The following is a 12846-nucleotide window of genomic DNA, read 5'->3' on the forward strand; positions in this document are numbered from 1 at the left end:
ACGCGCTGACCGCGGCATCCGGCGCCCGGAATGCCACGCCCGGAGCCCTGGTCACCGCCGCCGAAGCCCACGGCTTCCTCTCCCCGACCGGCGTCGAGATCGCCTTCCTCCTCGTCGGCCTGGTCACCCTCGGCGCGGCGATCGTCACCGTCACCACCCGGCAGCTCGTGCACGCCGCCCTGTGGCTGGTGGTGACCCTCGGCGGCCTCGCCGTCGAATACCTGCTGCTCACCGCCGAATTCATCGCCTGGGTGCAGGTCCTCATCTACGTCGGTTCCGTCGTCGTCCTCCTCCTGTTCGGCCTGATGCTCACCCGGGCCCCCATCGGCCGCTCCCCGGACGCCGACTCCGGGAACCGCTGGGCCGCCCTCACCGTGGCCGTCGCCGCCGCTGCCGCCCTGCTCTGGGTCGTCGCCGACGCCTTCCGCACCACCTGGATCGACCTGGACGGCGAGGCCCAGGGCACGACCCGGGTCACCGGCGAGAGCCTCTTCCAGCACTGGGTCCTCCCCTTCGAGGCCCTCTCCGTCCTCCTCCTCGCCGCCCTGGTCGGCGCGATCGTCCTGTCCCGCAAGGCCAAGGCGGACACCCGGGACACCCCGGCCGGCCGCAGCGAGAAGACGGACGCCCAGAACCCCCCGGGCAGCCGCAGCGAGAAGGAAGGGGGCCGCTGATGCACCTCGCCTATCCCGCCGTGCTGTCCGTCCTGCTGTTCTGCACCGGCCTGTACGGCGTCCTCGCCCGTCGCAACGCGATCCTGGTCCTGATGTCGGTCGAGCTGATGCTCAACGCCGTCAACCTCAACCTGGTCGCCTTCGACGTCTGGCTCAGCAAGGCCGCCGAGGAGACCCTGCACTCCGGCCAGGCCCTGACCCTGTTCACCATCGCCATCGCCGCCGCCGAGATCGGCATCGGCCTGGCGATCGTCCTCGCCGTCCACCGCAACCGCGGCACCGCGGACATCGACAAGCTCCGCGACACCGCCGAGCCCCGCGACGCCGACGGACCCGACCGCGACGCCCTCACGGCCGGCCCGGCCGAGAAGGCCGAGGCCACCGCGTGACCACCACCACCCTCGCCGTCCTCGTCCCCCTCCTTCCGTTCCTCGGCGCCGCCGCCGGGCTGCTGCTGGGCCGCACGGCACCCGGCTTCGTCCGCCCGCTCGCCGTCCTGCCGACGCTCACCGCCCTGGTGCTCGCCGTGCTGGTCGCCGTGCGCCAGGACGGCGGCCGGGCCGTCGACGCCGCCACCGAGCTCACGCCCACCGGCTCCGTCCCCGTCGAACTCGCCCTGCACATCGACGGCTTCGCCGCTCTCGTCGCCGTCCTGGTCGGCCTCGTCGCCACCTGCGTGCAGATCTACTCCACCGGCTACCTGCGCGACGACCCGCGCTACCCCTCGTACGCCGCGCTCGTCTCTCTGTTCACCTCCGCGATGCTGCTCGTCGTCTACTCCGGTGACCTGATGGTGCTGCTGGTCGGCTGGGAGGTCATGGGCATCTGCTCGTACTTCCTGGTCGGCCACTACTGGGAGACCCCCGAGGCGCGCGCCGCCTCGCTGAAGGCCTTCCTGGTGACCAAGCTCGGCGACGTCCCCTTCCTCATCGGCCTGTTCGCGCTGGCCACCGACGCCGGGTCGTTCCGCGTGACGAAGGTCCTCGGCGCCGTCGCGAGCGGCGGGCTCGACCACCCGACGCCGATCGCCCTGCTGCTCCTGGCCGGTGTGGCGGGCAAGTCGGCGCAGTTCCCGCTGCACACCTGGCTCCCCGACGCGATGGCGGGTCCCACGCCCGTCTCCGCGCTGATCCACGCCGCGACGATGGTCGCCGCCGGTGTCTACTTCGTCGCACGTCTCCTCCCGCTGTTCGAGGCCTCGCGGGCCGCGATGGTGGTCCTGGCCGTCATGGCGGCCGTCACGATGATCGGCTCGGCGCTCGCCGCGCTCGCCCAGGACGACATCAAGCGCGTCCTCGCCTACTCGACGATCGGTCAGCTCGGCTACATGACCGGCGCCCTCGCCGTCGGCGACCGCGGTGCCGCCGTCTTCCACCTCCTGTCCCACGGCGCCTTCAAGGCGCTGCTGTTCCTCGCCGCCGGCGCGATCATCCACGCCGCCGGCACCAACTCGCTGGCCGCTATGTCCCGCATGCGGAACCTGCGCGCCCGCGTCCCGGACGCCTACTGGACGATGACCGTGGCGCTGCTCGCGCTGGCCGCGATCCCGCCGTTCAGCGGCTTCTTCTCCAAGGAGTCCGTGCTGCGCGCCGCCGAGCACGTCCTGACCGGCCACACCGAACACGCCCCCGGGGCAGCCGGCTGGACCGTCCTCGTCGCCGGCCTGGTCACGGCCCTGCTCACCGCCGCCTACGCGACGCGGCTGTGGCTGCTGGCCTTCCGCGGCCGGGGCGCCGAGGCCCCCGACCACGGCAGGCAGCCCGTACCGATGACCGCCGTGCTGTGGGTGCTCGCCGTGCCGTCCCTCGCCTTCGGCGGGCTCACCTTCCGCCTGCTGCCCGACTGGTTCGACGGCGCCGACCTGACCCCGACCCCGACCACCTCCGTGCTCGGCACGGGCGTGGCCCTCGCCGGCGGCCTCGTCACCTACGCCGCCTGGCGGCACACCACCGCGCTCGCTCCCCGCGTCCCGATGGGCGCCGTCGCCGCCCACCCCGAGGGCGACGCCGCGCAGGTCGAGGCCGAGGCCATCACCAGCCACACCCCCGCCTACGGCGACGTGGCGTCCGCACCCGACCCGGCGGACCCGGGCCGGCTGCTGCTCGGCCCGCTGCACCGGCACGCGGCCGGCGGCTTCCACCTGGACGCCGCGTACACGGCCCTGTTCGTCCGCCCGGTGCGCGGCGCCGCGAGCCTCGTCAGGTTCCTCGACCGGGAGGTCGTCGACGCCTACGTACGCGGCGCGGGCGTCCTGCCCCGCTGGCTCGGCACCGCCGTACGCCACGCCCAGACCGGCAATGTGCAGACCTATGTGAGCGCGCTGCTCGCCGGCACCGTCGTCCTCGCGGTGGCCGTCGTCCTCGTCGCCACGGGAGCGTGAGCAGGCGTGATCGATATCAACGAGTCCGTGATGCAGTTCCTTCTCGCGTTCGTCGTCGTCGGCCCGCTCCTCGGGGCCGCCGCCGCTCTCCTGCCCGCCCCGCCCGGGCTGAAGGGGAAGTCACCCCGACAGGCCGTGCTGCGGCACGGCGTCACCGTCACCGGCGCCGTCCTCCTCGCGGCGGTCGTGCTCGCGCTCGGCTTCGACCACGACCAGCCGTCGAAGATGCAGGCCAGTACGGACATCAGCTGGATCCCCGCGCTCGACGTGCGCATCCACCTCGGCATCGACGGCATTTCCCTCCCCCTGCTCGTCCTGACCGCGCTGCTGACCTTCCTCTGCGCGCTCTACTCGTACTTCCACATGCCCGCGGGCCCGGCCCCGAAGGCCTTCGTCGCCCTGCTGCTCGTCCTGGAGTCCGGCACCCTCGCCACCTTCGCCGTCCTCGACCTGCTGCTGTTCTTCCTCGCCTTCGAGATGGTCCTGATCCCGATGTACTTCCTCATCGCCCGCTGGGGCGGCGAGGGCCGGACCGGGGCCGCCTGGAAATTCATCCTGTACACGCTGCTCGGCTCGGTCGTCATGCTGCTCGGCCTGCTCCTGGTCGGTCTCAGGGCGGGCACCTTCGACATGGTCGCACTCGCCACTGACAACGGCCGGTCGCTCACCACCTCCGTGCAGGTCATCGCCGTTCTGGCGATCGGGATCGGGCTCGCCGTGAAGACGCCGATGTGGCCGCTGCACAGCTGGCTGCCCGACGCCCACACCGCCGCCCCGACCGTCGGCTCGGTCCTCCTCGCCGGTGTCCTGCTGAAGATGGGCACGTACGGATTCGTCCGGATCCTGCTCCCCGTGGCACCCGACGGCTTCCGCACCTTCGCGCCGTACCTCGCCGCCTTCGCCGTCGTCGGCATCATCTACGGCTCGCTGGCCTGCCTCGCCCTCGCCCGGCGCGGCGCCAAGGGCGACCTCAAGCGCCTCATCGCCTACTCATCCGTCGGCCACATGGGCTTCGTCCTGCTCGGCATCGCCACCATGACACCCACCGGCGTGAACGGCGCCCTGTTCGCCAACATCGCCCACGGCCTCATCACCGGCCTGCTGTTCTTCCTGGTCGGCGCCCTGAAGGACCGCACCGGCAGCACCGACCTCGACCACCTGGCCCAGCAGACCGGCGCCGCGCTGTACGGCCGGGCCCCGCGCCTGGGCGGCCTGCTCGCGTTCGGCGCCGTCGCCTCCCTCGGCCTGCCCGGACTCGCCGGGTTCTGGGGCGAGATGCTGGCCCTGTTCGGCGCGTTCCAACCCGCCGCCGGCCTCAGCCGCCCCGCCTTCCTCACCTTCATGGCGATCGGCGCGTTCGGCACGCTGCTGACGGCCGCGTACCTGCTCGTCGTGGTCCGCCGCGTCTGCATGGGCGCCGTTCCCCAGGACGCGCCACGCCTCGCCGACGTCCGGGGGTACGAGTTCGCGGCCTGGACGCCGCTCGTCGCCCTCACCGTCGTCGCGGGCCTGTGGCCCAAGGCCCTCCTCGGCCTGTCCGACCCGGCCGTGCAGCAGCTCCTCGCAGGAGGCACCCGATGAGCTCCCTGGCCCAGCCCCTGGCCGCGTCGGTGGTCCAGTCCGTCGACTGGCTCGCCATCGCCCCGCCCACCCTCGCGGCGGTCGTCGGACTCGCCGTCCTCGTCGCCGACCTGTTCGTGCCCGACGCCCGCAAGGCCGTCCTCGGCTGGGCGTCCGTCACCGGACTCGCCGCCTCCACCGCCCTGCTGCTGCCCCTCCTGGACGGCGACCGCAGCACCTTCTGCCTGACCGGCGACCCCGGCGTGTGCAGCTACACCGCCGACCGCTTCACGCTGACCATCCAGTTCCTGGTGCTCGGCGGCGCCCTCCTCGCCGCCCTGCTGTCCGTCACCACCCTCAAGGACGACGCCAAGCGGCTCCCCGAGGGCGAGTTCTGGTTCCTGCTGCTGTCCAGCGCCGCCGGCGCCGCCCTGCTGCCCGCCTCCCGCGACCTCGCCACCCTGGTCGTCGCCCTGGAAGTCGCCTCCCTGCCCGCGTTCGCCCTCGTCGGCCTGCGGCACGGCGACCGCAGGTCCTCCGAGGCGGCCCTGAAGTTCTTCCTGTCCTCGGTCACCGCCACCGCGGTCAGCCTCATGGGCATCAGCTTCGTCTACGCCACCACCGGCACCCTCCACCTCACCGAGATCGCCCAGCGCATCCAGGACGTCGACGGACAGCTCCACACCCTCGCCCAGACCGGTGTCGTCCTCACCCTCGTCGGCTTCGCCTTCAAGACGGCAGCCGTCCCCTTCCACTTCTGGGTTCCCGACACCTACGCCGGCGCCCCCCTGCCGATCGCGGCCTACCTGTCCGTCGTCGGCAAGGCCGTCGGTTTCACCGGCCTGATCCTCGTCACCGTCGTCGCCCTCCCGTCGTACGCCGACGTCTGGGGCCCGGCCATGGCCGCGCTCGCCGCGCTCACCATGACCGTCGGCAACGCGGGCGCCCTGCGCCAGCAGGCCACACGCGCGTACAGCGCCGTACGCCTGCTCGCCTGGTCGTCCGTCGGACAGGCCGGCTACCTCCTGGTGCCGGTCGCCGCCGCCGCGTACTCCGACGACGCCGAACGCTCCATCGGCTCCACCGTCGCCTACGCCCTCATGTACGCCGCCGTGAACCTCGGCGCCTTCACGGTGGCCGCCCTGGTCGGCCGTACGCGGACCCTCAACCGCCTCACCGACTACCGCGGCCTGTACGCCACGAACCCCGTGGCCGCGCTCCTGCTGGCGTTCTTCCTGCTCTGCCTCGCAGGACTCCCGCCGGGCATCATCGGCCTGTTCGCCAAGGTCGCCGTCTTCTCGGCCGCCGTCGACGCCGGCCTCGGCTGGCTCGCCGTCGTCATGGCCGTCAACGTCGTCGTCGCGCTGTTCTACTACCTCCAGTGGACGGCCCTGCTGTTCCGCGCCCCCGAGGGCGAAGCCGTACGGCACCACGTGCCCGCCCCGCTCACGGCCGCGCTCGCCGTCACCGCCGTGCTCGGCGTCGCCCTGTCCGGCGCGCCCCAGCTGGTCCTGCGCTTCGCGGACACCGGCCTCTTCTAGACCGCGCCCGGGGCACGCGGCGGCCCGGGCCGGCGGCCCGCTAGCGCTCCCGCACGCATGCCCGAACGTGCACCTGCGCGCGCGCGTGGGATGCCCGGCCGCCACGCGCGCGTGCGGCGCGGCCTTCCCTCACCCGGGCGGCCGACACGCGCCACCGCGCGCACCAGGGAACTGGCGGCCCCTGCCTGGCGTTGACCAGTACGGAAGGGTCCACTGGACGGGACACCACGGCACCAGTGGTGTCACACACAGGCAGAGCAGCATCGACCAGCAAAGGGTTCCCCTGCCGCACCACTTGGAGGGCGTACCGTGCACCGCCGGCACAACGGGCTCAGGACCGCAGTACTCCTCGGGGGACTGTCCGCACTCATCATCGTCATCGGCGGCTTCTTCGGCCGTGCCGGGCTCGTCGTCGCCGTCCTCGTCGCCCTGGGCACCAACGCCTACGCGTACTGGAACAGCGACAAGCTGGCACTGCGCGCGATGCGTGCCCGCCCGGTGAGCGAATTCGAGGCCCCCGCGCTCTACCGCATGGTCCGCGAGCTGTCCACGCAGGCCCGCCAGCCCATGCCCCGCCTGTACATCTCCCCGACAGAAGCGCCGAACGCCTTCGCCACGGGCCGCAACCCCCGCAACGCGGCGGTGTGCTGCACCGACGGCATCCTCCGCCTGCTGGACGAGCGCGAGCTGCGCGGCGTCATAGGGCACGAGCTGAGCCACGTCTACAACCGCGACATCCTGATCTCCTCAGTGGCCGGCGCCCTGGCCTCCGTGATCATGTTCCTGGTCAACTTCGCCTGGCTCATCCCGATCGGCCGCTCGGACGACGACGACGGCCCCGGCCTGCTCGGCATGCTGCTGATCATGATCCTGGGCCCGCTCGCCGCCACCCTCATCCAGCTCGCCATCAGCCGCTCCCGCGAGTACGAGGCCGACGCCGCCGGCTCCCAGCTCACCGGCGACCCGCTCGCCCTCGCCAGCGCCCTGCGCAAGCTGGAAGCGGGCACGAAGCAGCTCCCCCTGCCGCCCGAGCCCCGCATCGAGACGGCGAGCCACATGATGATCGCCAACCCCTTCCGCCCCGGCCAGGGCCTTTCGAAGATGTTCTCCACCCACCCGCCCATGGCCGAACGCATCGCCCGGCTCGAGAGAATGGCGGGGCCTCGCTGACCCCGGCGCGTGCGTGACCCCGCCCGCCCCCGCCGACGTCACGCACCCGAGCCCGTCCTCCACCGCCGTACCCCGTACGCCGCCGCGCCGACGGCCAGCACGCCCGCGCCCGCGGTCACGGACGTCACCGGCAGCGCGAAGGCGAGTACGGCGCAGCCGACGAGGCCCACGGCGGGCGTCAGGCGCGCCGCAGGGGCCGGATCGAGCGTCCAGGCCGACGCGTTGGCCACGGCGTAGTACGCCAGCACGCCGAAGGAGGAGAACCCGATCGCGCCGCGCAGATCCACCGTGGCGGCCAGCACGGCGACCACGACGCCCACGGCCGACTCCGCCCGGTGCGGCACCTGGAAGCGCGGGTGGACGGCCGCGAGCGGGGCGGGCAGATGCCGGTCCCGGGCCATCGCCAGCGTCGTACGCGACACGCCCAGGATCAGGGCGAGCAGCGAGCCCAGCGCGGCCACGGCGGCGCCCGCGCGCACCACCGGCGCGAGTTCCGGCACCCCGGCCGCGCGCACCGCGTCGGCCAGCGGAGCGGACGTCTCGGCGAGGCCGCCCGGCCCCAGCACGGACAGCACGGCCACCGCCACGCACGCGTACACGAAGAGCGTGATGCCCAGGGCCAGCGGGACGGCGCGCGGAATCGTCCGCGCCGGGTCCCGCACCTCCTCGCCGAGCGTGGCGATACGCGCGTACCCGGCGAAAGCGAAGAACAGCAGGCCACCCGCCTGGAGCACCCCGCCGACGCCCCCGGAGACCCCCACGTCCAGCCGCCCGGCGCCCGACTCCCCGGACCCCAGGCACACGACCACGACGGCAGCGAGAACCGCCAGCACCACGGCCACGATCACCCGCGTCAGCCGGGCGGACTTCTGGACGCCGCCGTAGTTCACCGCGGTCAGCGCGACCACGGCCGCGACGGCGACGGCATGCGCCTGCCCCGGCCAGACGTACACGCCGACCGTGAGCGCCATCGCCGCGCAGGACGCCGTCTTCCCGACGACGAAGGCCCAGCCCGCTAGATATCCCCAGAACTCCCCGAGCCGCTCCCGCCCGTACACGTACGTGCCGCCCGAGGCCGGGTACCGGGCGGCCAGCCGCGCCGACGAGGAGGCGTTGCAGTAGGCGACGACGGCGGCGGCCGCGAGCCCGAGGAGCAGCCCCGAACCGGCGGCGCGCGCGGCGGGGGCCAGGGCGGCGAAGACGCCGGCGCCGATCATCGAGCCGAGCCCGATGACGACGGCGTCCGTCACGCCGAGTGTGCGCCGCAGTTCAGGACCGGTGGCAGTCATGGCCCGCACCCTACTGACCCACCACACCCGTCCACGCAACCACCGGGTGCCGCGCGGACGTCCTCTCCACCAGCACGGCATGAACGACGCCCGGGCGGGCCCCGACCGGAGCAGCATCACACCGGGGGTACGGCTTCGGCGCAGCGGGAAAGGGCAGGGTCACGGCATGACGTTCATCAGCTGGATCATCCTGGGGCTGCTGGCGGGAGCGATCGCCAAGTTCCTGCTGCCGGGCCGCGACCCGGGCGGGCTCGTCGGCACGACCGTGATCGGCATCGCGGGCGCGTTCATCGGCGGCTGGATATCGGCCCGCTGGCTGGACCACCCGATCACCAAGGACTTCTACGACGGCACGACCTGGGCGGCGGCGATCGGCGGCGCGCTGGTCCTACTGATCGGATACCGCCTGCTGTTCGGCCACTCACGCGACTGACGCGCGAGGGCGCGCGGCAGGAAGGGGTGGGCCCCAGGACCGGAGGGCGCCCACCCGTCGCCTCACCTCACCGGTAGTTCACGAACTGCAGCGCGAAGTCGAAGTCCTTGCCCTTCAGCAGCGAGATGACGGCCTGCAGGTCGTCACGGCTCTTGGAGCTGACCCGCAGCTCGTCGCCCTGCACCTGGGCCTTCACGCCCTTGGGGCCCTCGTCGCGGATGATCTTCGCCACCTTCTTCGCGTTCTCCTGGGAGATGCCCTCCTCGATGGAGGCGAAGATCTTGTACTCCTTGCCGGAGAGCTGGGGCGCACCGGCGTCCAGCGCCTTCAGCGAGATGCCGCGCTTGACCAGCTTGGACTGGAAGACGTCGAGGACAGCCTTCACCCGGTCCTCGGAGTTCGCCTCCATGAGGATCTTCTCCCCGGACCACGAGATCGAGGCACCCACGCCCTTGAAGTCGTAGCGCTGCGAGATCTCCTTGGCGGCCTGGTTGAGGGCGTTGTCGACCTCCTGCCGCTCGACCTTCGAGACGATGTCGAAACTGGAGTCGGCCATGTCCTGTGGCTCCTTGTATCGGGGTGCGTATCGGATGCGTACCGGGCACGGACCGGCGTACGTGGGGTGGCCGCCGGACCCGGTGGGGACCCGGGCCGCATCCGCACAAGACTAGCCACCCACGGCCCTCCGGACGCAGATCAATCGGGTGGCGAAGCACCCCTCCGCATCGGGTATTGTTTACGTCGTTGCCACGGAGCGCCGCCGAAAGACGGTTCGAAGGGCAGCAACCCCGGCGGTGTGCCCGAGCGGCCAAAGGGAGCAGACTGTAAATCTGCCGGCTCAGCCTTCCCAGGTTCGAATCCTGGCGCCGCCACACTTGAGGAGACCCCCTCCGAACTGCGGAAACGCAGCACGGAGGGGGTCTCCTCGTTGTGCGGGCCGTTGCGCGGAACGCCGTCCGTGAGGGCCCCCGTGGACCAGGGCACACTGACCCCATGTCCACCCCACGCAGACCCTGCCCCGAGTGCCGTCGTGAGATCGCCGTCGTCGGTGGGCGGTTCGCGCGGCACGATCCTCCCCGGGCTCGTGAGCACGGGGAGCTCGTCTCCTGTCCCGGTTCCCGGCGGCCGGCCCGACTCGGAGCGTCCCAGCCGACGTTGGACGGGTATGCCGTCCCGGACTTTCCCGGACAGCTGCCCCTCTTCTAGGCGCCGGGCGCCGGCCTCAGTTTCCCGCCACCGACTTCACCGCCACCGACACCGGTGTCGAACCGCCGATCAGCTCCAGCGTGAGACCTGCCGTCGACGACGACTCCACCAGCTCCGCGAGTACGGCGGCCACGTCGTCGCGCGGCACCGGGCCCCGGCCCGTGTGCGCCTCCAGCCGTACGAGCCCGGTCCCCGCCTCGTCCGTCAGCGAACCCGGGCGCAGGATCGTCCAGTCGATGCCCTTCAGGCGCTGGACGTGCGCGTCGGCCTCGCCCTTGGCCCGCAGGTACACGTCGAAGATCTCCCGGCCCTCGTGCTTCGGGTCGGCCCCCATGGACGACAGCACGACGAGGCGTCCCACACCCGCCCGGACCGCCGCGTCCGCGAAGAGGACCGCCGCGCCCTTGTCCACCGTGTCCTTGCGGGCCGCCCCGCTGCCCGGTCCCGCGCCCGCCGCGAACACCGCCGCGTCCGCGCCCCGCAGCCGCTCGGCGACCTCCTCCACCGACGCCGACTCCAGGTCGAGCACGACCGGCTCGGCTCCCGCCTGCCGCAGATCGTCGGCCTGTTCCGGCTTGCGGATGATGCCCGCCACCTCGTCCCCGCGCGCGGCGAGCAACCGCTCCAGCCGCAGCGCGATCTGACCATGACCACCAGCGATGACAATGCGCATGCCTCCGACCGTACGCCCGCACCGCCCCGCCCGCCGCACGGCTCCGCCCCAATCCCGCCCCGACGTACGACCCGCCCCGCCCGTCGCCCCTACGGCTCCACCCGCCCCGCCCGCCGCACGGCTCCGCCCCCATCCCACCCCGCCGTAAGACTCCGCCCGCCCCCGCCGCACGGCTTCCCCCTACGAAACCTCCCCCCGCCCCTGCCGCGGCAGCCCCAGCTCCGGTGATCCCGGCGAGTTGCCGTACTCCCGCACCGCGCTGGTCCGTGCCACCACGCGCCCCCGGTGCACCACAATGCGGCTGTACGCCAGTGACAGCGCGCCCGCCAGGTTCTCGCCGCGTACCGCCAGCAGTTCCGCCGGGAAGCCCGCCTCCACCCGGACCTCGGGTAGGCCCAGTACCGCCCGCGCCGACGAACTGACCGCGTCGTACGCCTCCTCGGGGCGCAGCCCGTACCGTGAGGCCAGCAGGTACGCCGCCTCCAGTGGGTCCCCCCGGCCCACCGGGTTGGACACGTCCCGCAGGGCGCCGCTCCCGGCGGCGACGCGCACCCCGGCCGCCCGCAGCAGCCGTACCGGCGTCGCGTCGCGCAGGTCGGCGCACGCGCAGCCGCCCTGTGGCAGGCACACCACCGTCACGCCCGCCGCCGCGAGCTGGTCGGCCGTACGGGCGGCCAGGTCGGAGGGCAGGCGACTCAGGCCGGCGCACGGGCCGAGCGTCACGCCGGGGCGCAGTCCGCCCGCCATCGCCGCGAGCCGGGCGATGCGGGCCGGGTCGTCGGCGTCGGTGTGCAGGTCGACGGGGCAGCCGTGCTCGGAGGCGACCTCCAGGACGGCCTCGACGTAACCGGTCGGGTCGGGGTCCAGGTCGGGGCAGCCGCCCACCACGGACGCGCCCATCTTCACGGCGTCCCGCAGCATCGCCAGCCCGTCGGCCCCCGCCACCCCGGTCAGCACCCGGGGGACCGCGACCGTCGTCAGCTCGGCCAGCCCGCGCAGCGCCCGCCCGGCCCGCTGGACGGCGCCGACCGCGCCGAGCCCCTGGACGTCGCCCACGCGCACGTGTGCCCGTACCGCCGTCGCCCCGTGGCCGAGTTGCAGCAGCACCGCCTCCGTGGCGCGGCGCTGCACGACCTTGGCGTCGTACGACACCGGGCCGTCCGCGGCGGCCGTGAGCGCGGTGTCGCCGTGGGCGTGCGGCTCGGCCGGGGCCGGCAGGAGGAGATGGCCGCCGAGGTCCACCCGCGTGCCGCGCGTGCCGCCCTGCGACAGGCTGCCCGCCGTGCCGACCGCCTCGATGCGCCCGCCGCCGAGCCGTACGTCCACGGTCCGGCCGTCGGTCAGCCGCGCCCCGCACAGCAGGAGCGAGGCCGGTTCGACCGGATCCGGCGAGGACGACGAGTGAGGCGGCTGCGGCTGGCTGTCGGGCATCGCGCTCCTGGATCTCGGGGGGCTGCGCAGAGGGGGAGGACGCAAGATCACGCAGAGTGGGTCGAGCCTAGGACGGCGACCCGGCCACGGCGCGCAGGAGGGCAATAGTCGTACCGGCGTGGCCCGCCGTCCGGTGCCGCCGGAAACCGGTGCGGCAGGGACAGTTGAGGTGCGCGGGAGGCCGGTCGGGGTGGGGGCGGCGGAAGGCCCGAAACGGATTTGGGCGAACCGCTGCCGACCGTGTAATGTCTTCATCGCTCGCCCCAATAGCTCAGTCGGCAGAGCGTCTCCATGGTAAGGAGAAGGTCTACGGTTCGATTCCGTATTGGGGCTCTGGTGTGAAAGGTTCCCGCCGTGAGGCGGGGCCCGATCGCATCCAAGCGGTGTAGCTCAGTCGGTAGAGCAAGCGGCTCATAATCGCTGTGTCACCGGTTCAAGTCCGGTCACCGCTACTCTCAGTAGCCGATTGCGGGGTCGGTCCTTCGATCG

The 12846-nt window shown here is 73.0% G+C and carries 12 protein-coding genes and 3 tRNA genes; 11 read left to right on the top strand and 4 right to left on the bottom strand.

What is annotated here, in order from left to right:
* The first annotated feature begins 47 nt into the window (after positions 1–47).
* The 6 genes from AB0M97_RS07430 to htpX all read left to right on the top strand — a co-directional run bounded on the left by AB0M97_RS07430 (position 48) and on the right by htpX (position 7325).
* Entirely contained in the window at positions 48–674 is a 627-nt protein-coding gene (locus tag AB0M97_RS07430) for an NADH-quinone oxidoreductase subunit J (RefSeq protein WP_365959922.1), read from the top strand.
* On the top strand, positions 674–1063 hold the full coding sequence (gene nuoK / locus AB0M97_RS07435) for an NADH-quinone oxidoreductase subunit NuoK (protein ID WP_365959789.1): 390 nt from the start codon (positions 674–676) through the stop codon (positions 1061–1063). The genes AB0M97_RS07430 and nuoK overlap by 1 nt, the downstream gene beginning before the upstream one ends.
* On the top strand, positions 1060–3054 hold the full coding sequence (locus AB0M97_RS07440) for an NADH-quinone oxidoreductase subunit L (RefSeq protein ID WP_365959790.1): 1995 nt from the start codon (positions 1060–1062) through the stop codon (positions 3052–3054). Before nuoK ends, AB0M97_RS07440 begins: the two co-directional genes overlap by 4 nt.
* A gap of 6 nt (positions 3055–3060) precedes the next feature.
* Complete coding sequence (locus AB0M97_RS07445) at positions 3061–4635, top strand: NADH-quinone oxidoreductase subunit M (protein ID WP_365959791.1); 1575 nt, start codon at positions 3061–3063, stop codon at positions 4633–4635.
* Positions 4632–6155, top strand: a complete 1524-nt coding sequence (locus AB0M97_RS07450; RefSeq protein WP_365959792.1) for an NADH-quinone oxidoreductase subunit N — start codon at positions 4632–4634, stop codon at positions 6153–6155. Before AB0M97_RS07445 ends, AB0M97_RS07450 begins: the two co-directional genes overlap by 4 nt.
* Positions 6156–6464: 309 nt before the next feature.
* A complete protein-coding gene (htpX, locus tag AB0M97_RS07455) occupies positions 6465–7325 on the top strand; it encodes a zinc metalloprotease HtpX (RefSeq protein WP_365959793.1) in 861 nt (286 codons plus the stop codon).
* Positions 7326–7363: 38 nt separating this feature from the next.
* On the opposite strand, the gene AB0M97_RS07460 is transcribed toward htpX, so the two are convergent.
* On the bottom strand, positions 7364–8614 hold the full coding sequence (locus AB0M97_RS07460; protein WP_365959794.1) for an APC family permease: 1251 nt from the start codon (positions 8612–8614) through the stop codon (positions 7364–7366).
* A gap of 166 nt (positions 8615–8780) precedes the next feature.
* Here AB0M97_RS07460 and AB0M97_RS07465 point away from each other — a divergent pair, with 166 nt between their 5' ends.
* The gene (locus tag AB0M97_RS07465; RefSeq protein WP_365959796.1) at positions 8781–9047 is read left to right on the top strand and encodes a GlsB/YeaQ/YmgE family stress response membrane protein; all 267 of its coding nucleotides are present in this window, start codon (positions 8781–8783) and stop codon (positions 9045–9047) included.
* A gap of 67 nt (positions 9048–9114) precedes the next feature.
* Here the strand turns inward: AB0M97_RS07465 and AB0M97_RS07470 are convergent, their stop codons facing one another.
* Positions 9115–9603: a YajQ family cyclic di-GMP-binding protein gene (locus tag AB0M97_RS07470; RefSeq protein WP_365959797.1), complete on the bottom strand. Its 489-nt coding sequence runs from the start codon at positions 9601–9603 to the stop codon at positions 9115–9117.
* A gap of 234 nt (positions 9604–9837) precedes the next feature.
* Here AB0M97_RS07470 and AB0M97_RS07475 point away from each other — a divergent pair.
* Both AB0M97_RS07475 and AB0M97_RS07480 read left to right on the top strand, forming a co-directional pair.
* Positions 9838–9919 (top strand) — tRNA-Tyr (locus AB0M97_RS07475).
* A gap of 121 nt (positions 9920–10040) precedes the next feature.
* Entirely contained in the window at positions 10041–10253 is a 213-nt protein-coding gene (locus tag AB0M97_RS07480) for a hypothetical protein (RefSeq protein WP_365959798.1), read from the top strand.
* A gap of 16 nt (positions 10254–10269) precedes the next feature.
* On the opposite strand, the gene AB0M97_RS07485 is transcribed toward AB0M97_RS07480, so the two are convergent.
* Positions 10270–10926: an SDR family oxidoreductase gene (locus tag AB0M97_RS07485; RefSeq protein ID WP_365959799.1), complete on the bottom strand. Its 657-nt coding sequence runs from the start codon at positions 10924–10926 to the stop codon at positions 10270–10272.
* Between the two features lie 180 nt (positions 10927–11106).
* Positions 11107–12357 carry an amidohydrolase family protein gene (locus tag AB0M97_RS07490; protein ID WP_365959801.1) on the bottom strand — a complete coding sequence of 417 codons (1251 nt, stop codon included), beginning with the start codon at positions 12355–12357 and terminating at the stop codon, positions 11107–11109.
* 260 nt (positions 12358–12617) lie between these two features.
* On the opposite strand from AB0M97_RS07490, the gene AB0M97_RS07495 reads away from it, so the two are divergent.
* Together AB0M97_RS07495 and AB0M97_RS07500 are read left to right on the top strand one after the other, a co-directional pair.
* Positions 12618–12690: transfer RNA gene (locus AB0M97_RS07495), tRNA-Thr, on the top strand.
* A gap of 46 nt (positions 12691–12736) precedes the next feature.
* Positions 12737–12809 (top strand) — tRNA-Met (locus AB0M97_RS07500).
* Positions 12810–12846: the final 37 nt, after the last annotated feature.

Source organism: Streptomyces sp. NPDC051207 (assembly GCF_040682395.1).
In the GTDB taxonomy this organism is placed as follows: Bacteria; Actinomycetota; Actinomycetes; order Streptomycetales; family Streptomycetaceae; genus Streptomyces.

What these genes read in the sequence shown, in the direction of transcription:
- AB0M97_RS07470 (WP_365959797.1), bottom strand. Translation starts at nt 9,603, where the DNA reads ATGGCCGACTCCAGTTTCGACATCGTCTCGAAGGTCGAGCGGCAGGAG.
- AB0M97_RS07465 (WP_365959796.1), top strand. Translation starts at nt 8,781, where the DNA reads ATGACGTTCATCAGCTGGATCATCCTGGGGCTGCTGGCGGGAGCGATC.
- AB0M97_RS07490 (WP_365959801.1), bottom strand. Translation starts at nt 12,357, where the DNA reads ATGCCCGACAGCCAGCCGCAGCCGCCTCACTCGTCGTCCTCGCCGGAT.
- nuoK (WP_365959789.1), top strand. Translation starts at nt 674, where the DNA reads ATGCACCTCGCCTATCCCGCCGTGCTGTCCGTCCTGCTGTTCTGCACC.
- AB0M97_RS07460 (WP_365959794.1), bottom strand. Translation starts at nt 8,614, where the DNA reads ATGACTGCCACCGGTCCTGAACTGCGGCGCACACTCGGCGTGACGGAC.
- AB0M97_RS07450 (WP_365959792.1), top strand. Translation starts at nt 4,632, where the DNA reads ATGAGCTCCCTGGCCCAGCCCCTGGCCGCGTCGGTGGTCCAGTCCGTC.
- AB0M97_RS07485 (WP_365959799.1), bottom strand. Translation starts at nt 10,926, where the DNA reads ATGCGCATTGTCATCGCTGGTGGTCATGGTCAGATCGCGCTGCGGCTG.
- AB0M97_RS07480 (WP_365959798.1), top strand. Translation starts at nt 10,041, where the DNA reads ATGTCCACCCCACGCAGACCCTGCCCCGAGTGCCGTCGTGAGATCGCC.